Source organism: Helicobacter cinaedi CCUG 18818 = ATCC BAA-847 (assembly GCF_000155475.1).
GTDB lineage: Bacteria > Campylobacterota > Campylobacteria > Campylobacterales > Helicobacteraceae > Helicobacter_C > Helicobacter_C cinaedi.
The window spans coordinates 131,335-154,225 of sequence record NZ_DS990391.1 but is presented as its reverse complement, the minus strand read 5'-3'; the positions used below and the strand labels follow the sequence as shown (position 1 = coordinate 154,225).

Sequence of the window (22,891 nt, the reverse complement as noted above, 5' to 3'; positions counted from 1 at the left end):
GTATAATCATTTAGCACCGCAATGCTTTTCTTGGTAGCTCAAAAGGCGGAGATTCTTTTTATCTAATTGATAGTCTTTATCAAACTTTTTCCGCACGATTTGTTCAATCAAATCAAGGCTATCAGGGCTTTTATTGTTATCAAACATATCAAGCACAATCGCATAAAGCTGAATATTTTCAGCTAAACACTCAAATGCTTTTTGTCGCTCTTGGATAAAAAGCTGCTCGTTTTTGGTGTATTCTTTGAGTTTTAGCACAATGTGGGCAAAGACGCGTTGCACCAAATGGGGCTTAAGATAGGAGCTTAGAATCTTTGGCAGTTCATCAAGCAAAGATTCAACCTGCTCTTTCTGCATAAAAAGTAGCACGGGCAGGAGTATTACAATGCGTTCTATATTTTTGTCCATTGATCGTGCTTCAAGCTTCAGCCACAGCCGCTCTAAAAACCCATAATGATACGATTCTAGTTTCATTTGTTTTCTTTTGTCGTGTTATTGCAAATCTCCGTGCCGATACCCTGCGTGGTAAAAAGCTCCAAAAGCAAGGAATGCTCCACCCTGCCATCAATAATATGAGCCTTTTGCACACCATTTTCCACGCAATCCACACAGGCTTCAAGTTTGGGTATCATACCACCGCTGATTACACCCCTAGATTCAAGCTTTTTAATCTCGCTTGGTGTGAGCGAAGAGATAAGCTCTTTATTTTCATCTAGCACACCCGGAATATCACTTAGAAAAATGACTTTTTTAGCCTTTAACGCTTTAGCAATATGACACGCACATAAATCAGCATTAATGTTATAGCCTAAATGCCTTGCGTTCTCGCCATTAGCAATAGGGGCGATAACAGGCACAAAGCCTTCATTGATAGTTTTAAGCAAAAACTCCGGATTCACTTTTGTAATTTCCCCGGTATAGCCTAATGCACCATTATCCTTTGCCCTTGCTTGAAGTAGGTTTGCGTCCTTACCACTTATGCCTACTGCATTGGCACCGTGGAAGTTTAAAAATGCAGTGAGTTCCTTATTAATCTCCCCACTTAGCACCATTTCCACCACCCGCATAGAATCTGCACAAGTTACGCGATAGCCATTACTAAATTCACTTGGGATTTTTAGACTTTCAAGCATTTCATTTATGCGTTTGCCCCCGCCGTGGATAATCACAGGCTTTAATCCAAGCATATACATCATTACAATATCAAGGGCAAATTTCTCTTTTAAATCTAGGCTACTTTGTGCTGCTCCGCCATATTTGATGACGATAATCTCCCCCCTAAAGATTCTAATAAATGGCAGAGAATCTAGCAATATATTCACAACCCTTGCATTTTTTTGCATTATTTTGCCCCTTATTCAAAGATGAAATGTATTATATCCCAAAATACGCAAAAAAGGAGATATGATGAAAATAGTTTTGCTTGATGCAAATACTTTGGGCGATTGCGATTTGAGCAGATTCAAAGCCCTAGGCGAGTTTGTAAGCTATGGGGTTACACTCCCACACCAGCGGATAGAGCGATGTGCTGGGGCAGATGTGGTGCTGACAAATAAAGTTATGCTTGATGAATCTGTGTTATCACAACTGCCGGATTTAAAGCTTATCTGCATTACCGCCACAGGTATGAATAATGTAGATTTAGACTTTGCTAAAAAGAAAGGCATTGTGGTAAAAAATGTCGCTGGCTACTCCACAACTGCTGTAGCACAGCATACCTTGAGTATAGCCCTGCACCTTTTGGCACGGCTAGGCTATTATGATGCGTATTGCAAAAGTGGGGCGTGGTGTGAGAGTGATACTTTTACGCATATTAATGGCGGATTAAGGGAGCTAGAAAACTTGCAATGGGGGATTATCGGCTTTGGAAGTATCGGGCAAAGGGTTGGGAATCTCGCACAGGCTTTTGGGGCAAAAGTGAGCTACTACTCCACAAGTGGGAAAAATACCCAAAGTGGCTTTATGCGTAAGGAGCTAGATGAGATTCTCTCCCAAAGTGATATTATATCCATTCACGCTCCGCTCAACCCCCAAACGCACAATCTTATTAATTACAAGAATCTGTCGTTGATAAAAGATAGGGCAATTTTAATCAATGTCGGTCGTGGTGGCATTGTGAATGAAAATGACATAGCGGAATTTTTGAAAAATAAGGATATGTATTTTGGCACAGATGTGCTTGAGATAGAGCCGATGAAGCCAAATCACCCATTTTTAGATAAAAAAATAGCTGATAAGATTCTTATCACTCCGCACTTGGCGTGGGCGTATGACAAGGCTAGGGAGAGATTGTTAGAGCTGACTTTGGAGAATATTAAGAATTTTTAGAATCTGCTTGTGGTTTTTGCGAATTTGCCTTTGTGCTTATGCATAAGTGGCGTTTGGGAATTTTAAATGAGTTGAGCGAGAATGGCGGAGTATTATGAATATGGCTTGATTGGGTTATTTGCGGTGTGTTTTGTGGCTAGCACACTTTATCCGCTTGGCTCTGAAGTATTTGTCGTGGGATTTGTGGCAGTGGGCTTTGAGCCTTTTGTAGTGTGGGCTGTGGCGAGTTTAGGCAATACGCTAGGGAGCTTAAGCACATATTATTTAGCCTATTTTGGCGGATATAAGATGATTATGCGGTTTTTCCCAAAGGCGTGGGAGAATATCTCAACCCTCGCCCCTAAGATTCAAAAATATGGTTTTGTGTATGCGTTTTTTGTGTTTTTGCCTTTTGTGGGGGATATTTTTGCTCTAGCTCTTGGGCTTGTGCGGTATAGTCAGATTCTATGTGTGCTAGGCATTGCCCTTGGCAAAATGGCACGATATGCTTTGTTTGTTGTGCCTTTTGTGTTGTAGCGTTTTTGCAAACTTGCTACAATGCCCTTTCTCAAATCAAAATTAAAGGAGAGAATATGCCATTACTAGATAGTTTTAAGGTGGATCATACGCGTATGCCAGCACCTGCGGTGCGTTTAGCAAAGACTATGGAGACACCAAAGGGAGATGTGATAAGTGTGTTTGACTTGCGTTTTACGCGTCCAAATTGTGAGCTTTTGAGTGAAAAGGGAATCCACACAATGGAGCATCTCATCGCTGGATTTATGCGGGAGCATCTCAATGATTCAAGAGTGGAGATTATTGATATTTCGCCGATGGGCTGTCGCACGGGATTTTATATGAGTGTGGTGGGTAAGCCAGATTCCTATGCGGTTAAAGATGCGTGGGAAGCGAGTATGCGAGATGTTTTGCGTATCCAAGATGAAAGTCAGATTCCAGAGCTAAATATTTATCAATGTGGCACGGCGAAAATGCACTCACTCAAAGAAGCCCAAGACATCGCACAAGCGGTGCTTGATAAGGGTGTGGGTGTGATGAATACACAGGATTTGCTTTTAAAAGATTTTGCGTAATTTTAAATCTATCCCTAAGCTGTGGGGATAGAATCTAACACTGCATTAATTTTTGAGTGGGCTTTCACATTTATTTCACAGAGTTTTTATACGATACACGAGATTATTAGTTGTATATGCAACTATTTTTGATTAGGTAATAGATGACTTTTTGGTGTGAAAATACAGGGATTTGAAATTGCTTAGTTATGTTTTTAAGAAATGCAAGGAGTGATAATATGCGGTATATTTTAAAAATATGTGTAGCTTTTTTATGTGCGGGTATGCTATTTGTGGGTTGTTTTGATTCTGAAAAAAATAAAGCCCAAGCCCCCGTGCTTAAAGTAGAGACACAAAAAATCGCTCATCAAAATGTGGCTTTAAACTTTGAATATGCCGCGAGATTAAAAAGTATCCAAAGTGTTAAGGTGTATGCAAGGGTGCAAGGTGTGCTGTTATCAAAGAATTTTAATGAGGGTGATATTGTCAAAGAGGGGCAGTTACTTTTTAAAATAGATCCAACGCGTTATCTTACAAAAGTCAATCAAGCCAAAGCTCAATATCAATCCGCAGAAGCGAACTTCATCAAAGCTAATCGCGATTGGCAACGCGTTGAGAAGCTCTATAAGCAAGGCGTTTATACCATTGATCAATATGACACTTCGCGTTCAAACTACCTATCTGCTCAAGCAAATCTAGCAAATGCCAAGGCGACGCTTGATGATGTGAGTATTGATCTAGGCTATACAGATGTGGTAGCTGGGATTAGTGGTAAGACGGGTATGCGAAGCTATGATGTGGGGAATCTCGTAGGCAGTAGCGGACAAGATGTCCTAACGACAATCACGCAGCTTAGCCCTATCTATGCGGAGTTTTCTATCCCAAATACGGATTATTACTTTATGCGTGGGCTTGAAAATAACCGCATACAAGTGGAATATGTGCTTGGTAATGGCAAAGTGTATGAAAAGCAAGGCAAACTTGATTTTGTGGATTCTGTGCTAGATTCACAAACGGCGACAATTAAAGCAAGGGCGATTGTGGATAATGATGAGCAAAAGCTTTTGCCTAATGAATTTGTGCGTGTGCGACTAAAGGGCTTTGAAGCACAAAATGCTATTACAATCCCCCAAACTGCCCTTTTGCAAGATAATCAAGGCAGCTATGTCTATACGCTAAAAGATGGCAAGGCTCACATCTCACGCGTAAGTCTAGGGCAGAATCTCCGCAATAATCAAGTGCTTATCACAGGCGGTTTGCAAGATGGCGATATACTCGTGCTGAATCAACTTTCAAAAATTCGTGAATCTATGCCATTGCAACAGCTAGATTCGAAACCACAGGATTCCAAAGCACAAGATGTGAAACCACAAGAGACAAAGCCCCAAGATTCAAAAAAATAGGAGCAGCTTATGTCAAAATTTTGTATCAACCGCCCCATTTTTGCTATGGTGCTGTCTATTGTAATTACGCTTGTTGGGGCGATTTGTATAACGATTTTACCAGTTGAAGAGTATCCGCAAGTTGTGCCTAATGAGATTGTTGTAAGTGCGACTTATAGTGGGGCGAGTGCGGAAGTTATGGCAAACACGGTGGCAAGTATTATTGAAGATAGCATCAATGGTGTTGAGGGAATGCTGTATATGAAGTCTTCTTCAACTTCAAGCGGGGTAATGAATCTCAATGTATTTTTCAGTAATGATGCCAATGCGGATATGGCACTAGTCAATGTAACTAATCGCGTCCAATCCGCCCTAGCCCAACTTCCCGCAGAGGTGCAAAGAGTGGGAATCACCACGCGTAAAAGATCTTCTACACTTTTAGCGGTGTATGCAATGTATTCGGATAATCCCGCACACAGCAGCACTTTTGTAGCAAACTATGGAATCTTAAATGTCATTAATGAGCTTAAACGCGTCCCGGGTGTGGGCGATGTAACGCCCTTTGGCTCTCAAGATTATTCTATGAGAATCTGGCTTGATATTGATAAGCTTTCACAAAATAATCTTACCCCTTCCGAAGTAGCTAAAGTCGTTTCAGAGCAAAACTCGCAGTTTGCTGTTGGTTCATTTGGTAAAGAGCCTATGAGAAGTGATATTGCTTTTACTTACTCGGTTACGACACAGGGGCGGTTTGTGAGTGCTGAAGAGTTTGGTAATATTATTATTCGCTCAAATGCTGATGGCTCGGCGTTGCGTCTTAAAGATGTGGCTAAAGTTGAGCTTGGAGCAAAGGATTATAGTGTTAGCCCATTGCTTGATGGCAAACACGCTTCAGCCTTTGGTATCGCCTTGCAACCGGGAGCAAACGCCCTTGATGTGGCTAGTGCGGTAGAGAAAAAAATGCAAGAGCTATCTTTAAGCTTCCCGAATGGACTGCATTATAAAAATGTCTATAACACAACAAGCTTTGTGAAAATCTCCATTAATGAAGTGATTAAGACTTTTATTGAAGCCATTGTGCTTGTTATCATCATAATGTATTTTTTCTTGCAAAATTTCCGTGCGACTATCATTCCTGTAATCGCCATTCCTGTGTCAATCATCGGTACATTTGCGGGTATGTATGTGCTAGGATTTTCAATTAATCTTTTAACGCTCTTTGGGCTTATCCTTGCGATTGGGATTGTTGTTGATGATGCGATTATTGTGATTGAAAATGTGGAGAGAATCCTGCATACGGAAACAAATGAGCTTGGAGAAAAATACTCCGTCAAAGAAGCCACATTAAAAGCAATGGGCGAGATTCAAGGTCCGGTTGTTGCCATTGTGTTAGTGCTTTGCTCTGTTTTTATTCCTGTGGCATTTATTGGTGGATTTAGCGGAGCAATTTATAAGCAGTTTGCCATAACTATTGTTATTTCTGTGGTGATTTCTGGCTTTGTGGCATTGAGCTTAACCCCTGCTTTATGTGTGTCTATTTTGAAAGCAAAAGAGCCTAAGCCTTTTTATCTTGTGAGACGATTTAATGACTTTTTTGATTGGCTGACACATAAATTTGGTGAGCAAATAGGCAAGGCGTTGCGGCGTGGAATCTTGCTTGTAGCGTTATTTGTAGCTATTCTTATAACAACTTGGGAGCTGTTTTCTAAACTGCCTACTGGGCTTGTGCCAAGTGAAGATAAGGGCAGTATGATGAGCTTTATTCAGCTGTCTCCAGCGGCTTCACTTTCACGCACGATTACAGAGGGCAAAAAGGGCTTGGCGATTTTAGGGCAAGAAGAAAGTGTGGATTCAGGCTTTTTGATTGCTGGATTTGATATGTTAGCAAGTGCGGCACGATCAAGTGGGGCGGTGATTTTTGTAACGCTAAAAGATTGGAGTGAGAGAAAAGAGAGTGCATTTGCTATTGCACAAAAAATGATGGGTGCATTTAATGCTAACCTTGATGCCTTTAGTCTTGTAACAACACCACCGGCGATTATGGGCTTATCAACCGTTGGGGGCTTTGAGCTGTATATTCAAGATAGAAGTGGCGGGAGCATTAAGGATTTGGAAAAATATGCTAATCTCCTTGTGACAGAGGCAAATAAACGCGAGGAGCTTTTGGGTGTAAGAAGTCTTTTTAGTGCGAATATTCCGCAGTATCATTTGAATCTTGATAGAGAGAGAGCAAAAGCGATGAATGTGAATGTTGATGATGTCTTCACCACAATGCAAAGCACCTTTGGACAGCATTATGTCAATGATTTTAATCTCTATGGGAAAACCTATCAAGTCAATATCCAAGCCCAAAGTGAGTTTAGAGAATCTCCAGAGGATTTGAGCCGTATTTTTGTGAAATCTAGCAATGGCGATTTAATCCCCATAAGCACACTTGTGAGCTTTGAGCGTGTCATTGGAGCGGATATTGTGGATAGGTTTAATCTTTTCACAAGTGCGAAAGTCATCGGTAATGCGAATGAGACAAAGGGCTATTCAAGTGGTGATGCACTGCGAGTGATTGAAGGGGTAGCAAAGGAAATTCTGCCGGATGGCTACACAATAGCTTATTCTGGGACAAGCTATCAAGAGAAAAATGCAAGTGGCACGGGGAAATTGGCATTTATTTTTGGACTTATTTTTGTCTTTTTGATTTTGTGTGCACAGTATGAGCGATGGCTTATGCCTTTATCTGTGCTTACCGCTGTGCCTTTTGCAGTATTTGGTGCGTGTTTGGCAACTATGCTAAGGGGGCTAAGTAATGATATATATTTTCAAATTGGGCTTGTTATGCTTATCGCCCTATCGGCTAAAAATGCGATTTTAATTGTGGAGTTTGCACAGCATTTGCACGAGAAAGAGGGCAAAGGGATTCTAGAATCTGCCATTGGTGCGGCAAAACTGCGATTCCGCCCGATTATTATGACTTCACTTGCCTTTAGTATTGGTGTGTTGCCTTTGGCTTTATCTAGTGGGGCGGGAAGTGCGAGCCGACACGCTATTGGCACAGGCGTGATTGGTGGAATGTTAGCAGCGACATTTATCGCCATCTTTTTTATTCCACTCTTTTGGAGCTATGTGGCAAGATTCAACGAATGGCTAAGGCAGAGACGCTCATCATAAAAGTAATTTATATTAAGGCAGATCAAAAATCAACACTTCATTACTAGAATCTAAGCCTTTGAGAGTAAAGCTTGATTCTACACAGCACATCACACCATCGCTTGTTTTTATGATAAAGGGCTTGGTTTGGCTAGATTCTATTTCTAGTTTGCCACGCACCACTTGGATATAAGCCCTCCTACTATTTTCTTTGCTAGAATCAAAGCTAAAAGTCTCACTCGCAATATCCCTATACAGCCATAACCGCATATCTTGATACACTTTTAGAGAATCTTGCTCGGCGTTTGGGGACAAAATAAGCCTTTTGCCCTTGCTTGTGTCAAATGCTTTTTGCTCATATCGTGGGGTAATACCTAACTCATTTGGCTGAATCCAAATTTGATAAAAATGCAGCGGCTCGTCTAAAAGATTAAACTCTGAATGCGTGATACCACTGCCTACACTCATTATTTGAAACTCCCCACTTGGCACACGCTCTTCATTCCCCATACTATCTTTATGCGCGATTGTCCCACTTAGCACATAGGTGAGAATCTCCATATCCTTGTGCGAATGTGTCCCAAAGCCCTTGCTCGGCTCTACCCTGTCTTCATTAATCACACGCAATGCGCTAAAACCCATAAACCTTTCATCATAATATCCTGCAAACGAAAAGCTATGATAAGTATCAAGCCAGCCGTGATTAAAATGCCCTCTTTCATTTGCTTTGCGTAGTGTTAGCATATTAAATTCTTTGTGTATAATAAATGTAAAAGTATTCTAACTCAAATAAAGTAATTAAAATGTAGTTTTGTCAAAATGATGGTGTAAATCTTTGGAGATTGCACTCATAAAAAGTGGGCTATAAGGGGTTTTGTCTGCTATCATCGTGCAAAAATGTAACATATCTTTCTGCTCTTCTATGCACTCAAGGCAGAGTTTTAGAATCTGTGGGGCATAGTCTTTTGGGATATGCTTTGGGGCGTGGCTAGGTGAGGTGAAGTGCTTGTGGATTCTATGCACGAGTTGTTTGTTTGTGATTTCTAAAATCATAGAATCTATTGGCATTTTTACAAACATCAAATTCTCTTGTGGCTGAAGCGAAATATATGTGCTATCAACACCAAAGATTTTAGTGCTATATGAATCAAAAAGATATAAGCTTTTGTTGTAGTTATCCTCTAAGCTTTCTAGCATCAGTTCTAAAACCGCTATGCGTTGGGCTTTTGTGTAGAAATTGCCAATGGGGGAAAAAGCAAAGCGGAGCAAAGATTCTATGCTATACCACTCCACACTTTCAAAGCCGTGTTCTAGCATTAGCTCATAGCGTTTTGTGCGTAAAGCTTGTGCGTGGATAGAGTTGCCAAACTTGTAGGGAAAAGTAACAATTTTATCGCGGTAAGCAGGGGAAGGGAATCTAGGGTGAATCACAAAACGCCTTTTAGATTCCTTTTCTAAAATATATTCTAATCCTCCCTCATAGCCTTTGTCTATGATTTTTATTTCACTTTGTGGCAGGGCTTTTAGCAGGGAGAAAAACTCATCTTTTTCACAATCTGTATCCCAGATTCTGCTAGGGTAGCGGAAAAATGTATTGATAGATTCAAAGACTTCAGCTTGTGGCGTTTTTGTAACACTTTTGTCAATCCACGAAGTGAGTGTGCGTCTATCTTTGCCGATGATTTTGGCGAATTTTGACACGCTTAAGCCTGATTTTTGATAAATGATGATGAGTTTTTCCAATGCTCCAAATGCCACAATAATCCTTTACATTCTTTTTTACAATAGAGATTCTCAATATAATTGCACAATTTTTGTTCAATTATAGCATTTATGTTCAAAACTTGCATTAAAAAATCAAAAATTGTTCATAGCAAATCAATCCTTTCAAGCTAGAATAAACCCCTAGCCAATTTTTCAAAGCAATTTTTCAAAGGAGGTAGAGATGCCCACATATCAAGAAGTGTATAAACAATCCATTGAGAATCCAGAAGCCTTTTGGGCAGAAGCTGCTAAAAAAGTGCATTGGTATCACGAATGGGATAAGGTGCTTGATGTTGTAAATGATCATTATCGCTGGTTTGTCGGTGGCTGTATGAATACCTGCTACAACGCCCTTGATCTGCATATAGAAAATGGTAGGGGCGATCAAGTGGCATTGCATTATGACTCGCCTGTAACAGATACAAAAAAGTCTTACACCTATAAAGAATTACGCAAAAGAGTGGCAAAAACCGCTGGAATCTTAGTCAATAAAGGCGTGGTAAAAGGCGATAGAGTGCTTATCTATATGCCTATGATTCCAGAAGCAGTGATTGCAATGCTTGCTTGTGCTAGGATTGGTGCTATTCATAGCGTTGTTTTTGGTGGATTTGCCGCACACGAGTTAGCCGCTAGGATTGAAGATGCAAAGCCACGCGTTATTATGAGTGCTTCTTGTGGGATAGAGATTTCGCGTGTGGTGAAATATAAGCCCATCTTAGATGAAGCCATAAAAAGCTCTAGCCATAAGCCCACCACCTGCCTTGTTTGGCAACGCCCACAAGAAAGGGCTAATATGCTACCTTGGCGTGATGTGGATTGGGAGAGTGAAGAAGAGAAAACAGAATCTGTTGAGTGTGTGCCTGTTGATGCGACTGATCCGCTTTATGTGCTTTATACTTCTGGGACAACTGGTAAGCCAAAGGGTGTTATCCGCAGTAATGGTGGGCATTCTGTGGCGATGAAGTGGTCTATGGATAATATCTACAACGCAAAGCCCGGTGATGTCTTTTGGGCGGCAAGTGATGTAGGCTGGGTTGTGGGGCATAGCTATATTGTCTATGGCACTTTGATGAATGGCTGCACGACTATTGTATATGAAGGGAAACCGGTTAAAACGCCAAATCCGGGAGCATTCTGGCGAGTGGTGCAAGAATATAAAGTCAATATTTTGTTCTCCGCACCAACGGCATTTAGAGCGATTAAAAAAGAAGATTCTAAAGGCGAATGGCTGAAGAAATATGATATTAGCTCACTTAGAGCAGTATTTGTCGCTGGGGAGCGGTGCGATAGCGATACGCTAAAATGGATTGAAAAGCTGACGCAAAAGCCTGTAATAGATCACTGGTGGCAGACAGAAACCGGCTGGGCAATCGCGGCAAATCCGCTAGGATTAGAGCAAATGCCTGTAAAACCCGGCTCTCCTACAAAGCCAATGCCCGGCTTTAACTTAAAAGTGCTAGATGAAGAGGGCAAGGAATGCAAAGCTGGAAAGCTAGGGAATCTTGTGATTAAGCTTCCTTTGCCCCCTGCGTGTCTAATGGGAATCTGGGGCGATGATACAAGGTATAAAAACTCATATCTTAATCACTATCCGGGCTATTATCTCACCGGCGATAGCGGCTATATCGATAAAGATGGCTATGTGTTTGTAATGGGGCGAATGGATGGGGTTATCAATGTCGCAGGACATAGGCTATCAACTGGTGGTATGGAAGAAGCGATTGCTAAGCACCCAGATATTGCAGAATGTGCGGTAATTGGTGTAAATGATGAGCTAAAGGGCGAAATTCCACTTGCCTTTGTCGTGCTAAAAGATGGGCTAGAGAGAGATACGCAAAGCTTGTGCGAAGGCATTGTGCAGCTTGTGCGAGAAGAGATTGGTGCGGTGGCTTCACTGCATATTGTAGCAGTGGTAGCACGACTGCCAAAAACTAGAAGTGGTAAAATCCTGCGCGGCACAATGCGTGATATTGCCGATGGTAATGAATGGAAAATGCCTAGCACGATTGAAGATTCTAGTGTGCTACCAGAGATTGAGAAAGCATTGGCAAATCTTGGCTACCCAAAATCTAAAACCATAAAGGAGGCAAAATGAAAACAGCAGGACAGAAATTTAGAGAAGCATTAAAGGAAAATAATCCTTTGCAAATCATAGGCGTGATTAACGCCTACTCTGCTATACAAGCACAAAAAAGCGGTGCAAAGGCTTTGTATCTAAGTGGCGGAGCATTAGCGGCGATGAGCTTAGGGGTGCCTGATCTTGGCATTAGCTCATTAGAAGATGTGTGTATTGATGTGCGTAGAATCACGGCAGTGAGTGATTTGCCCTTGCTTGTAGATGCGGACACTGGCTGGGGTGGGGCGTTTAATATCGCTAGGACGATTAAAGACTTAACGCGAAGTGGAGCAGCAGGCTGCCACATAGAAGATCAAGTCGCACAAAAACGCTGCGGACACCGCCCAAATAAAGAGCTTGTCAGCAAAGAAGAGATGTGTGATAGGATAAAAGCGGCAATGGATGCAAAGCTAGATTCTAGCTTTGTGGTAATGGCAAGGACTGATGCACACGCAAGTGAGGGGCAACAAGCCGCAATTGATAGGGCGTTAGCCTATGTGGAAGCAGGGGCGGATATGATCTTTGCTGAAGCAATCCATACGCTAGAAGAGTATAAGCAATTTACTGAAGTGATAAAAGTGCCAGTTCTTGCAAATATCACAGAGTTTGGCAAAACGCCTTATTTCACGCGTGATGAGTTAGCAAATGTGGGCATCTCTATGGTGCTTTACCCACTCTCAGCAGCAAGGGCTATGAATAAGGCGGCTTTAGCGGTGTTTAGAGATATTATCAACAATGGCTCACAGAAAAATAGCATAGATTCTATGCAAACACGAGATGAACTCTATGAAATGCTTGGCTACCACGAGTATGAGCAAAAGCTAGATACGCTTTTTAAAAGCAAAAAATAATCTACAAAAGATACTTTAATAGAAAGGAGCAACAATGGCAGCACCAACGGAAAAAGTAGCAAAAAAAGTCGGCGGACTAGCAGGGATAAGTGCGGGAGAATCCGCGATTTGCACTTGTGGCACAGGACACGGGCTAAATTACAGAGGATATGATATTTATGATTTAGCCGAGCATTGTGAGTTTGAGGAAGTGGCATATTTGCTATTAAAAGAAAAGCTACCAAATAAGGCAGAGCTAGAATCTTTTAAAAAAGAGCTAATCGCTGCTAGGAGCTTACCAAAAGAGCTAAAAGAAGTGCTAAAACTTTTGCCAAAAGATGCACACCCTATGGATATTATGCGGACAGCTTGTTCTACGCTTGGTTGTTTGGAGAGAGAAGAATATGATGTATTTAAAGCATCTTTTCCAAATCAGCAAAGAATTGGCACAAGGCTTTTAGGGATTTTCCCAAGTGTGCTGACTTTCTGGCATCATTATCACACAAGCGGTAAAGAAATAAGCACAGAATCTAGCCAAGATTCTATCGCTGGGTATTTTCTAGAATCCTTGCACCAAAAAGAGCCAAAAGAGCTATGGGTAAAGGCTATGCACGCTAGTCTCATTCTCTATGCAGAACACGAGTTTAACGCTTCTACATTTACCGCAAGGGTGATTACTGCGACAATGTCTGATGTGTATGCGGGAATCACAGGGGCGATTGGGGCGTTAAGGGGACCACTACACGGCGGTGCGAATGAAGCGGCGATGGATTTGATAGAGGAGTTTAAAACGCCAGAGCAGGCAACGCAGGGAATCTTAGATAAACTTGCTAGAAAAGATAAGATTATGGGCTTTGGACATCGCGTATATGTGGAGAAAGACCCGCGAAATGTGGTGATTAAGGCGTGGAGTAAAAGATTGAGTGATGATGTGAAAGACACAAAGGGGCTATACCCCATAAGTGAAGCCATAGAAAAGGTAATGTGGGAGCAAAAGAAGCTTTTCCCTAATCTTGATTTTTATAGTGCAAGCACATATCATTTTATGGGAATCCCTACGCCGTATTTCACGCCGATTTTTATCTTTTCACGCACGGCAGGGTGGCTAGCACATATCTTTGAGCAAAGGGGGAATAATAAGTTAATTAGACCTAGTTCGCAATATATAGGACCGGAGAATAAAGTGTTTGTGCCACTAAGTGAGCGTTAATCTTTTGCGTGCTTTTGTGGGAGTCTGTGGCGTGGGCTTGCTCATTACCACTCAAGGTAAATCCCTTCGCCCACGCCTTGACAACCCACAAAATCATCGCAAAATCTTTAACGCTTGAGATGCGTGTGGGCGCGTTAGCTTTTTAGCTCAAAAATCTCGCCGCTTAGGGCGGTTTGAATCTCACTGCTTAGAGAGCGGTTTATCTTATTGCATAGCCCTTTAAGCAGACTATCAATGGCGGTGAATCTAGAATCTAGATTCTAGAATTTTATAAAAACACAAACTCTAGCCATTGCTTGTTATTTTGTGAGTTTTAGGGATTTTTAAGGTGGAAGTTCTTAAGAATGGCAATCCACTTTAAAAATCCTTATATCTTATAAATGGATAGACAAGGGTGAATTTTCTATTTTACTACAAGGAGAACACAATGAGTGCCGATATGGGAACATTGGATACCAAACGACCGGAGTTTGATGAGTTGCTAACAAAAATTGCGCGTTATGCGTTGGAGTATAAGATTAACTCTCCCTTAGCTTATGAGACGGCGAGATACTGCCTTATGGATACCATAGGTTGCGGACTTTTGGCATTAAACTTTCCAGCTTGCACCAAGCTTTTAGGACCTGTTGTAGAAGGGGCAGAGTTTCGCCCTTTAGGAGCAAAGATCCCGGGGACTAGCTATCAGCTAGAACCAGAGCGAGCGGCGTTTAATGTGGGGGCTATGGTTAGGTGGCTTGATTTTAATGACACTTGGTTAGCAGCTGAATGGGGACACCCAAGCGATAATCTAGGGGCGATTTGGGCAGTAGCTGACTATCTAAGCCGCAAAAATATTGCTGAAGGTAAAGAGCCTTTAAAAGTCAAAGATGTGCTAAGTGCGATGATTAAAGCTCACGAGATTCAAGGAGTGCTAGCGTTAGAAAACTGCTTTAACAAAGTAGGGCTAGACCACGTGCTGCTTGTTAGAATCGCTTCTACTGCGGTGGCGTGTGCTATGCTTGGTGGGAGCTTTGAAGAAGTGCGAAACGCAGTAAGCCACGCTTTCATTGATGGCGGGGCGTTGCGGACATATCGCCACGCACCAAATACAGGCTCACGCAAAAGCTGGGCAGCAGGGGATGCAAGCTCAAGGGGTGTAAATCTAGCCTTGAAAGCAATAAGTGGAGAAATGGGCTATCCAAGTGCGTTAAGTGCGGAATTCTGGGGATTTGAAGATGTGAAAATGCGAGGTAAAAAGCTCACTATCCCGCAAGAATTTGGCAGCTATGTAATGGAAAATGTGCTGTTTAAAATCAGCTTCCCAGCGGAGTTCCACGCGCAAACTGCCGTAGAATGTGCGTTGAAACTGCATAATGAAGTAAAAGACAAATTAGATTCTATTGAAAAAATTGTGATTACCACGCAAGAATCTGGACATAGAATCATCAACAAAGTCGGCGAGCTTGCAAACCCTGCTGATAGGGATCACTGCATTCAGTATATGGTGGCTGTGCCGCTTGTGTTTGGACGATTGACCGCAGAAGATTATGAAGATTCTGTGGCGAGTGATGAACGCATTGACGCCTTGCGTAATAAAATGGTAGTAGAAGTCGATGGTCGCTATACGCGTGAGTATTTGGAGGCGGATAAACGATCAATCGCTAATGCGGTGCAGATTTTCTACAAAGATGGTAGCAAGAGTAAAAAGGTGGAAGTGGAGTATCCTATTGGGCATAAACGCCGAAGAAGTGAGGGTATCCCTGTATTAGTGAGCAAATTTAAACGCAATATCGCCCTAAAACTTAGCCCTAAAAAATGCGAGCAGATTAAGGCAGTGTGTGAAAATCAAGCCAAGCTAGAATCTATGGCGTTTAATGAATTTAGTGATTTATTTGCGTTGTAGGAGCTAAACTAGCTAGGAGAAGTAAGCAGATTTTATTTTTAGAATCTGCTTTTTTACAAAGTGGGATTAGGACAATGCCTTTTCCCACTGATACGCACTTGTGATGATACCTTTTAAATCATTATATTTTGGTCGCCAATGTGTGAGGGAGAGAATCTTTTCATTTTTCGCACTAAGCTCAATGGGGTCGCCCTCTCGCCTAGATTCTGCAATGACTTTAAAATCCACCCCACTCACTTCTTTGACAATCTCTATAACTTCCTTAACGCTATACCCTTGAGAGTAGCCGACATTAAAGACATTTGATTGCTCTGTCTGTTGCAAATATTTTAACGCTTCAAGATGAGCATTTGCCAAGTCATCAATATGGATATAATCGCGAATGCAAGTGCCATCTTTTGTAGGATAATCCGTGCCAAAAATCCCCATACTCTCCCGCTTCCCACACGCACATTCACACGCGACTTTGATAAGATGTGTAGCATTTTTGCTTCTTTGCCCTAAGCCCTTGTGTTGTGAGAGCAGCTCTTGCGTGTTATCCATACTCGCCCCAGCGACATTAAAATACCGCAACGCCACATAGTTAAAATTTTCAATCACTTTTGCAGTATCGCTTAAAACCCGCTCACTCATCATCTTTGAAGCCCCATAGGGATTAATGGGTAAAAGCGGGGCATCTTCATCAATGGGGATAAGCGATACATCTGGCTCCCCATACACAGCAGCTGTGGAGCTAAAGATAAAGTTATTGACATTGCATTCCACACAAAGATTGATAAGATTTGTTGTGTTGATTGTGTTGTTTATATAGTATTGTAATGGCTTAAGCACAGATTCACCCACAATCAGCGATGCGGCAAAATGAATGATAGCTTCAAACTGATATTTAAGAAGTAGAGTTCGCATTGCCTGTAAGTCATTAATATTGCTTTGAATGAAAGTGAGCCTATCCCTAAAACATTCCTGCAAATAGGTAATATTCTCTATAAAACCTGTGCTTAAATCATCAACAATGACAAGGTTGTAATCTGTATTTTTTAAAAACGCATAAGCAGTATGTGAGCCGATGTAGCCACTCGCACCAGTGAGTAGAAGATACGCCATAATAATCCTTTATTAAGTAATAGAATCTCAAAAGCGAGATTCTATTACGCACTTATTAAATATACCCTGCAATTTTTGCTAAAGCATATCCAGCTACACACGAGCTAAATACACCGATTAAGCCCGGCAAGATGAAGCTGTGGTTGATAACAAATCGTCCAATATGTGTTGTGCCACTTCTGTCAAACTGAATTGTTGCCAAGTCGCTTGGGTAAGTTGGCAAAATGTAATAGCCATAGCACGCTGCTGCAAATGCTACGATAATTCCGGGTTCTACGCCAATACCAAGAGCTAAAGGCACAAATGCCGCAATAGCCGCTGCTTGAGAATTTACAAATTTTGAAATTAAAAGTAGCATAATCGCATAAGTCCAAGGCTGTGCTTTCACAATATCGCCCAAAGCTTCTTTCATCATAGGCGTATGCACCGCAAACATTGTATCTGCCATCCACGAGATTCCAAACACCGCCACAAGGGCTATCATACCTGATCTGAAAATCTCATTCTTACCAATCTTACCTGCATCTACATTTGTAAAAATGAGCAATGCAGAACCAGCCAAAAGCATAAATACTTGAATCACATCTACCATACCCATAGGCTTCATCGCACCTTTTACTTCAAATTGCGGACGCAACTCGGGGAATGCTCCAAGCACAGCTACAACAACGATTGCACCTAGGAAAATCCACATAGCAAACCAATCTTTGAAAGGAAGCTTAACACCTAGAAGTGTTTTAGAATCTCCATAGACATATTTTTTAAACTCTGGATCTTTGATTTTCTCTTGGAAAACTTCATCTTTATCTAAATCTTTGCCCCTAAACCACGAGAATATTCCAATACACAAAACACCAAAAAGTGTGCTAGGAATAGTGATTTGCAGCAGGTTGATATAGCCATCAAATCCTGCGAGTTTATGATCTGCTTCTAAGAGCAATGCTGTAAGGCTCACCACCGCAACAGACACAGGCGAAGCGATAATACCCATCTGTGAGCTGATTGAAGCTGCTGCCATAGGACGCTCTGGGCGGATATTGTTTTTAATCGCAATGTCATATATAATTGGCATCATTGTATAAACAACATGTCCTGTCCCGCATAGAATTGTAAGGAAGCAAGTAACAAAAGGTGCTAAAATCGTCAAAAATTTTGGATTTTTTCTTAGTACACGCTCTGCAATTTGTAGCATTACATCTAGCCCCCCACTTGCCTGAAGTGTTGCACTTGCCACAACAACAGCCAAGATTGTAAGCATTACAGAAACCGCAGGTTTGCCCGGAGCGACATTGAATCCAAAAGCAAGGACTAAAAGCCCAATCCCACCTAAAACCCCAAGAGCAATACCGCCCTTTCTTGCCCCATAAAAAAGACACACAAGCACGACAAAGAGCTGAATGCCAAACTGCCAACCTTCATTAAGATTTGTGAGAAAATCCATAAAAGCCCTCCTAGAATGAAAAATATGCTAAAAAGCTCTGCGATTGTATCTAAAATCGCACACAGATAGCTTAAAGGCAATGTATTTGGGTGTTTTTATTATGCTTAGTGTGTTAAAGTGTGGCTTTTGTTTTGAATGATTGTTTAAAAGGTTAAGAGAATGGATACTTTTCATATCGTGCTTGTTGAGCCGCAGATTCCACAAAATACGGGTAATATTGGGCGGCTATGCGTAGCCACAGATTCTATTTTGCATTTAATCCACCCCTTAGGCTTTAGCGTGGAGCAAAAGGAGCTTAAACGTGCAGGGCTTGATTATTGGCAGAATCTGCAAGTGTATGAATGGCAGAATCTAAAGGAGTTTTGGGAGAAGCACCCCATAAATGAGCGACATTTTTTCTTTAGCACAAAGGCAAAAAAGCTGTATTATCAGGCGGATTTTTCACAAGGGGGATTTTTGTATTTTGGGCGAGAGGATAGGGGACTAGATTCTAGCTTGGCAGAATCTGCTAGGGCGTATAGGCTACCTATGGTAAAAGGCATTAGAAGTGTGAATCTCGCCACAAGTGTGGGTGCAGCTCTGTATGAGGGATTGCGTCAGCTTGGGAGCTACAAGCAGTGGGAGCATTAAAACAAACAACAGAAAAAGCGTTTTGTAAGCCCCTTTTTGCCAAGCAAAGATTTGAGTGCGGATAGACTGCCACAACTTGCGGAGTAGCTCTACCACAAGCAAAATGTAAGCTAGAATCTACGCTTTCACACTTTCACACGCTTACGCAAAGCTAGATTCTAATAGCCCTTTTGTTGCAGTTTTTTGTAATCATCACAGCCAAACTGATTACCTAAATCACAAGCTTTACCATAAAGCTCTTTTGCCTTTGCAAAGTCTTGACGCACACCTTCTCCATCACAATAAGCATAACCCATTTGCAAACACGAAATATTGTCTTCTTGCTCACAGCCTTGTTGATAGTATTCAAATGCTTTGACATAGTCTTGCTTTACTAATTTGCCCCTTGTATATAAGTATCCAAGCCAATAATACCCTTCACTTTCACCAAGCTCTATGGCTTTATTATAAAGATATATGGTTTTTTGTGTATTCTGCTCTACACTTTGCCATTTTCATAGGCATCTCCCAAATAGATACAGCCCATTCCATAGCCACCATTACACGATTTTTCAAATAGCTTAACTGATTGTGTCCTAAGAAAACTTTTTAAAGGAATCTTTACACACAATTTAGACAAATATGTCGGTAAATTTAGGACATATAATATTAGCAAAAAAGAACCTATATTATGCGGAGATAGTGTAAGATATTCATTAAGCGAACACATTACAGAAAATCTAAAATCATCGTTTATGGATTACAAAGACTACATAAAGCAAAATCCTAAACCAAATCGCAATGATTTGATTGAGTGTATCAGTGAATTTGTAACTGATATTTGGCAAACACACCCATTTGTAGAGGGCAATACACGCACAACAGCAGTATTTACAATAATGATGCTATAAAGTATGAATCTTAAACAAGCAAATAATGATATTTTCAAAGAAAACTCTAAATATTTTAGAAATGCACTTGTGCTAAATTCTTATGATACGATTACGGAAGATTTCAATCACATTGGTTTTGATGTTAGTTATATATAAAGTTTTTTTTGAAAAGCTAATATTTAATAGGAATCTATCATTGAAACCTTTGCCAAACAATATTTTTGAAAAGAATGATGAAATAGATATTGATAAACTACGCAGACCTAGTAGATGAATCTAAAAATCCACACAATTAGTTTAATTTTTAAGCGATATTGTGGTATAAATATACAAATTATAGGAGAAAATACAATGCAACTCAATGAAAGAGCTCTGCCACTATATGTGCAAAAAGATATTGAAGCCTTAAAGGCATATCATCGCGGCGAATTAAATCATCCTGAAGATTGCTTATATATGGAGTTTTATGGCTCAATAAATGCAGCACAACACGACTTTGAAATATCAAAAGAAGCTGCTGATTATTTGAGAGTTAAATATTTGGGAATGGAAAATGGTGTTGATGTAGAATATTATTTTGAGACACATTCGATTTTTAGCGAAATGGTAGGTAAAAAACTATTCATTGAAGCTATACCAAAGGATAAGATTGCTTTATTTAATGATAGTATTGATGGCATCTATGAATATTATGTGAAATCTGATGGGCGTTTGACTTTAAAAGACCTCATAAGCGAGAGAATCGAAGCTAGAATAGCAATGCAAGAAATGGAAAAAGTGCTTGATAGACCTGAAGTTATGATGAACTCATCACTTTAAAAGAAATATTATGACCTCCCAACTCATCACAAACGAGCCTCCAAACACCCTCATAAATCGCCTATCAAATCTCATAGATTCGTATAATGCAAAAGTCGATTTGTGCGTGATTAGCGGATTTTTCAATGCCAAAGCATTGCAAGAAATAGCGCGATTTCACCACAAGCTAAACTCACTTACGATAATTTTAGGCAAAGATTCGCCTAGCACAAATGATTCTAGCATTGCCTTTTATTTGCGCCACGGCGATGGGATAGCAAACTATGAGCTAGACATTATCCAAAATCAGTTAGATGAGATTTCTGCGACTAAAATCGCCTATGATTTTATCGCCCACCACGCAAATACCAAAATTTACACTTCGCCACGCTCCACGCTTATCCATTCAAAAATGTATTTTCTCCACGATTGCGCCAATCCTAAAATCGAGCAAAACGCCATCATCGGCAGCTCAAATCTAACCGCAAGTGGTTTGGGGCTTTATGGTGATAGCTCAAACAAAGAGCTAAATTTGCTCTGTGATTCCAAAGAAACAACAAAAGAGTGCAAAATCTACTTTGATAATCTCTTAAATACCTGCATGGATTCTACGCAAGAAGTGCTAAATTTGCTTAATACAAGCTATTTTTATCACAGCCCAAAAGACATTATCGATAAAATCACGCCGTATTTCAAAGATGAGACGCAGGATTTATCCGCAAATGAAATGCGCGATTTAGAGCTAGGTGCGAAAGCTTACGAACTCTATGATTTCCAAAAAAGTGCCACACAAGAATGCCTAAAACGGCTAAAAACTTATGGCGTAGCCTTGCTTGCAGACCCCGTAGGCAGTGGCAAGACTTTGAGCGCATTAGCCCTTGCCACGCTCTATAAGCGAATCGCAATTATTTCTCCAGCCAAGCTAAAAGCACAATGGGAGAGTTATAAATACGATTCGCAAGATGTTTTTATCCAAAATCAAAATATTACATTTTACAGCTACGATGAAGCGATACACAAAGACAAAAAAAGCGGGTTTTTGCAAAATGCGGATTTAGTGATTATCGATGAGTCGCATAGTTTTCGCAATGACAACGCCACATATCGCAGATTCAAAGAGAGATTAGGTGAAAAATCCCATATCTTGCTACTCTCTGCCACGCCGATAAACAATAGCTACTTAGATTTAGCCCGTCAGCTTAGCCTAAATAAATCCCATATCACCATAAACAAAAAGGATTTAGACCCAATAAAAATATGTGAGCAAACAAACAAAACCACCAAAAATGCACAAGATTCTAGTCAATCTAGCGAGATTATTCTGCCACCTGATTATTACAAACTTTGCAATCTTATCTTTTCGCGCTCCGCACAAGAAATAGAGAGTTTTCTAAAAGCGCAAGGCAAATCCCTGCCTACAAAGGATATAACTTCAGAGCCACGCTCATCAATCCCCGCACACATAGATTTTAGCATAGATTCACTGCTAGAAATTTTGGGCGTAAATCCAAGCAAAAATAGCTTATCGTTTTGCATTTATGACCCTTATAGTGAGCGGTATTTGCCCCGTGAAATTATCGAGTTGTTAAAAAGCGACAAACTTGCAAATTTGGGCGATTACTCCACGCCACGCGGATTTTTATGTATGTCGCTTATCAAAGCATTAGAATCTAGTGTCGATGCGTTTAGTAGCATTTTGGATAAAATCATTAGCTACCACACGAGATTTTTGAGTGGCAATTTTAGCGAATCTAGCGATGATTTTGATGAATCTAGCGCATTTCCACAGCGATTGCAAAGCATTGGAGATTCAAACTACACTAGCGATTTAAGCGATGAATTTTATAGCGACATAAAAGGCGATTTGGATAAATTACAGCACATAAAATCAAAGTTAGATTCATACAATTCAAAGCGTGATTTTCCCAAAAGTGAGAAATTTTTAGCCCTAAAAAATCTCATAGATTCTTGCGACATAAAGCGCGAAAAACTCATCATTTTTACAGAGAGTATCATCACAGCAGAGGCGTTAAAATCCGCATTACAAGCGACATTTAGCGAGTTTGTCATAGAATCTATCACAGGCAACACAAGCACAAAAGATTTTAGCGATTTTAAAAAGCTATTTTCGCCAAAATCCTTGCATTATGAGCTAAAAGATGGCGAGCGCGAAATCGACATTTTAGTCGCCACAGATTGTCTAAGCGAGGGGCAAAATCTGCAAGATTGCGCGAATTTGCTAAATTGGGACATTGCCTTTAATCCCGTGCGTGCGATTTAGCGAATCGGGCGCATTTGGCGTATCGGCTCAAAGCACAAGCTAAATCGCATTCGGCATTTTTTC

Annotated in this window: 20 protein-coding genes and 1 pseudogene; 13 read left to right on the top strand and 8 right to left on the bottom strand. The window is 40.8% G+C overall.

Going from position 1 to position 22,891, the window contains the following annotated elements:
* Positions 1–6: 6 nt before the first annotated feature.
* Entirely contained in the window at positions 7–474 is a 468-nt protein-coding gene (locus tag HCCG_RS00895; protein ID WP_002955467.1) for a hypothetical protein, read from the bottom strand.
* Complete coding sequence (argB, locus tag HCCG_RS00890; RefSeq protein WP_034547858.1) at positions 471–1,343, bottom strand: acetylglutamate kinase; 873 nt, start codon at positions 1,341–1,343, stop codon at positions 471–473. The genes HCCG_RS00895 and argB overlap by 4 nt, the downstream gene beginning before the upstream one ends.
* A 64-nt stretch (positions 1,344–1,407) precedes the next feature.
* On the opposite strand from argB, the gene HCCG_RS00885 reads away from it, so the two are divergent.
* The 5 genes from HCCG_RS00885 to HCCG_RS00865 all read left to right on the top strand — a co-directional run bounded on the left by HCCG_RS00885 (position 1,408) and on the right by HCCG_RS00865 (position 7,921).
* Entirely contained in the window at positions 1,408–2,328 is a 921-nt protein-coding gene (locus HCCG_RS00885) for a D-2-hydroxyacid dehydrogenase (protein WP_014667164.1), read from the top strand.
* 81 nt (positions 2,329–2,409) lie between these two features.
* On the top strand, positions 2,410–2,844 hold the full coding sequence (locus HCCG_RS00880; RefSeq protein WP_002955464.1) for a YqaA family protein: 435 nt from the start codon (positions 2,410–2,412) through the stop codon (positions 2,842–2,844).
* Between the two features lie 56 nt (positions 2,845–2,900).
* Positions 2,901–3,398 carry an S-ribosylhomocysteine lyase gene (luxS, locus tag HCCG_RS00875; protein ID WP_002955463.1) on the top strand — a complete coding sequence of 166 codons (498 nt, stop codon included), beginning with the start codon at positions 2,901–2,903 and terminating at the stop codon, positions 3,396–3,398.
* A 218-nt stretch (positions 3,399–3,616) separates the two neighbouring features.
* On the top strand, positions 3,617–4,780 hold the full coding sequence (locus HCCG_RS00870; RefSeq protein ID WP_002955462.1) for an efflux RND transporter periplasmic adaptor subunit: 1,164 nt from the start codon (positions 3,617–3,619) through the stop codon (positions 4,778–4,780).
* Positions 4,781–4,789: 9 nt separating this feature from the next.
* The gene (locus HCCG_RS00865; RefSeq protein ID WP_015453749.1) at positions 4,790–7,921 is read left to right on the top strand and encodes an efflux RND transporter permease subunit; all 3,132 of its coding nucleotides are present in this window, start codon (positions 4,790–4,792) and stop codon (positions 7,919–7,921) included.
* Between the two features lie 12 nt (positions 7,922–7,933).
* Here HCCG_RS00865 and HCCG_RS00860 read toward each other — a convergent pair whose 3' ends face one another.
* Both HCCG_RS00860 and HCCG_RS00855 read right to left on the bottom strand, forming a co-directional pair.
* Positions 7,934–8,644 (bottom strand): pirin family protein, encoded by a 711-nt coding sequence (locus HCCG_RS00860; RefSeq protein WP_002955460.1) that lies wholly within the window; start codon positions 8,642–8,644, stop codon positions 7,934–7,936.
* 54 nt (positions 8,645–8,698) lie between these two features.
* A complete protein-coding gene (locus HCCG_RS00855) occupies positions 8,699–9,658 on the bottom strand; it encodes a hypothetical protein (RefSeq protein ID WP_034547854.1) in 960 nt (319 codons plus the stop codon).
* Between the two features lie 187 nt (positions 9,659–9,845).
* Between HCCG_RS00855 and HCCG_RS00850 the strand changes: the two genes are divergently transcribed.
* The 4 genes from HCCG_RS00850 to prpD all read left to right on the top strand — a co-directional run bounded on the left by HCCG_RS00850 (position 9,846) and on the right by prpD (position 15,702).
* A complete protein-coding gene (locus tag HCCG_RS00850; protein ID WP_002955458.1) occupies positions 9,846–11,759 on the top strand; it encodes a propionyl-CoA synthetase in 1,914 nt (637 codons plus the stop codon).
* Positions 11,756–12,631 (top strand): methylisocitrate lyase, encoded by an 876-nt coding sequence (prpB, locus tag HCCG_RS00845; RefSeq protein WP_002955457.1) that lies wholly within the window; start codon positions 11,756–11,758, stop codon positions 12,629–12,631. The genes HCCG_RS00850 and prpB overlap by 4 nt, the downstream gene beginning before the upstream one ends.
* Before the next feature lie 34 nt (positions 12,632–12,665).
* A complete protein-coding gene (gene prpC / locus HCCG_RS00840; RefSeq protein WP_002955456.1) occupies positions 12,666–13,820 on the top strand; it encodes a bifunctional 2-methylcitrate synthase/citrate synthase in 1,155 nt (384 codons plus the stop codon).
* Positions 13,821–14,247: 427 nt separating this feature from the next.
* A complete protein-coding gene (gene prpD, locus HCCG_RS00835) occupies positions 14,248–15,702 on the top strand; it encodes a 2-methylcitrate dehydratase (protein WP_002955455.1) in 1,455 nt (484 codons plus the stop codon).
* A gap of 66 nt (positions 15,703–15,768) precedes the next feature.
* Here prpD and galE read toward each other — a convergent pair whose 3' ends face one another.
* Both galE and HCCG_RS00825 read right to left on the bottom strand, forming a co-directional pair.
* Complete coding sequence (gene galE, locus HCCG_RS00830) at positions 15,769–16,806, bottom strand: UDP-glucose 4-epimerase GalE (protein WP_002955454.1); 1,038 nt, start codon at positions 16,804–16,806, stop codon at positions 15,769–15,771.
* 55 nt (positions 16,807–16,861) lie between these two features.
* On the bottom strand, positions 16,862–18,247 hold the full coding sequence (locus HCCG_RS00825) for an anaerobic C4-dicarboxylate transporter (protein ID WP_002955453.1): 1,386 nt from the start codon (positions 18,245–18,247) through the stop codon (positions 16,862–16,864).
* 159 nt (positions 18,248–18,406) lie between these two features.
* On the opposite strand from HCCG_RS00825, the gene HCCG_RS00820 reads away from it, so the two are divergent.
* Positions 18,407–18,877, top strand: a complete 471-nt coding sequence (locus HCCG_RS00820; RefSeq protein ID WP_002955451.1) for a tRNA (cytidine(34)-2'-O)-methyltransferase — start codon at positions 18,407–18,409, stop codon at positions 18,875–18,877.
* 158 nt (positions 18,878–19,035) lie between these two features.
* Here HCCG_RS00820 and HCCG_RS12445 read toward each other — a convergent pair whose 3' ends face one another.
* Both HCCG_RS12445 and HCCG_RS13000 read right to left on the bottom strand, forming a co-directional pair.
* Positions 19,036–19,173 carry an SEL1-like repeat protein gene (locus tag HCCG_RS12445; RefSeq protein ID WP_014667155.1) on the bottom strand — a complete coding sequence of 46 codons (138 nt, stop codon included), beginning with the start codon at positions 19,171–19,173 and terminating at the stop codon, positions 19,036–19,038.
* A 33-nt stretch (positions 19,174–19,206) separates the two neighbouring features.
* Positions 19,207–19,314 (bottom strand): annotated as a pseudogene (locus tag HCCG_RS13000) (SEL1-like repeat protein); the annotation flags it as partial.
* A 159-nt stretch (positions 19,315–19,473) separates the two neighbouring features.
* Between HCCG_RS13000 and HCCG_RS11610 the strand changes: the two are divergent.
* From HCCG_RS11610 to HCCG_RS00805, 3 genes are all read left to right on the top strand, one after another.
* Positions 19,474–19,767, top strand: coding sequence for a Fic family protein (locus HCCG_RS11610; protein WP_081445307.1), 294 nt, complete (start codon positions 19,474–19,476; stop codon positions 19,765–19,767).
* Between the two features lie 333 nt (positions 19,768–20,100).
* Positions 20,101–20,568 (top strand): hypothetical protein, encoded by a 468-nt coding sequence (locus HCCG_RS00810; RefSeq protein ID WP_014667153.1) that lies wholly within the window; start codon positions 20,101–20,103, stop codon positions 20,566–20,568.
* A 10-nt stretch (positions 20,569–20,578) separates the two neighbouring features.
* Positions 20,579–22,828, top strand: coding sequence for a phospholipase D-like domain-containing protein (locus HCCG_RS00805; protein ID WP_002955445.1), 2,250 nt, complete (start codon positions 20,579–20,581; stop codon positions 22,826–22,828).
* Positions 22,829–22,891: the final 63 nt, after the last annotated feature.

Coding starts and splice junctions, on each gene's coding strand:
- prpD (WP_002955455.1), top strand. CDS start 14,248: ATGAGTGCCGATATGGGAACATTGGATACCAAACGACCGGAGTTTGAT.
- HCCG_RS00885 (WP_014667164.1), top strand. CDS start 1,408: ATGAAAATAGTTTTGCTTGATGCAAATACTTTGGGCGATTGCGATTTG.
- HCCG_RS00825 (WP_002955453.1), bottom strand. CDS start 18,247: ATGGATTTTCTCACAAATCTTAATGAAGGTTGGCAGTTTGGCATTCAG.
- prpB (WP_002955457.1), top strand. CDS start 11,756: ATGAAAACAGCAGGACAGAAATTTAGAGAAGCATTAAAGGAAAATAAT.
- HCCG_RS00870 (WP_002955462.1), top strand. CDS start 3,617: ATGCGGTATATTTTAAAAATATGTGTAGCTTTTTTATGTGCGGGTATG.
- HCCG_RS00805 (WP_002955445.1), top strand. CDS start 20,579: ATGACCTCCCAACTCATCACAAACGAGCCTCCAAACACCCTCATAAAT.
- HCCG_RS00820 (WP_002955451.1), top strand. CDS start 18,407: ATGGATACTTTTCATATCGTGCTTGTTGAGCCGCAGATTCCACAAAAT.
- luxS (WP_002955463.1), top strand. CDS start 2,901: ATGCCATTACTAGATAGTTTTAAGGTGGATCATACGCGTATGCCAGCA.
- HCCG_RS00865 (WP_015453749.1), top strand. CDS start 4,790: ATGTCAAAATTTTGTATCAACCGCCCCATTTTTGCTATGGTGCTGTCT.
- prpC (WP_002955456.1), top strand. CDS start 12,666: ATGGCAGCACCAACGGAAAAAGTAGCAAAAAAAGTCGGCGGACTAGCA.
- HCCG_RS12445 (WP_014667155.1), bottom strand. CDS start 19,173: ATGGGTTATGCTTATTGTGATGGAGAAGGTGTGCGTCAAGACTTTGCA.
- galE (WP_002955454.1), bottom strand. CDS start 16,806: ATGGCGTATCTTCTACTCACTGGTGCGAGTGGCTACATCGGCTCACAT.
- HCCG_RS00880 (WP_002955464.1), top strand. CDS start 2,410: ATGGCGGAGTATTATGAATATGGCTTGATTGGGTTATTTGCGGTGTGT.
- HCCG_RS00810 (WP_014667153.1), top strand. CDS start 20,101: ATGCAACTCAATGAAAGAGCTCTGCCACTATATGTGCAAAAAGATATT.
- HCCG_RS00895 (WP_002955467.1), bottom strand. CDS start 474: ATGAAACTAGAATCGTATCATTATGGGTTTTTAGAGCGGCTGTGGCTG.
- HCCG_RS00850 (WP_002955458.1), top strand. CDS start 9,846: ATGCCCACATATCAAGAAGTGTATAAACAATCCATTGAGAATCCAGAA.
- HCCG_RS00860 (WP_002955460.1), bottom strand. CDS start 8,644: ATGCTAACACTACGCAAAGCAAATGAAAGAGGGCATTTTAATCACGGC.
- argB (WP_034547858.1), bottom strand. CDS start 1,343: ATGCAAAAAAATGCAAGGGTTGTGAATATATTGCTAGATTCTCTGCCA.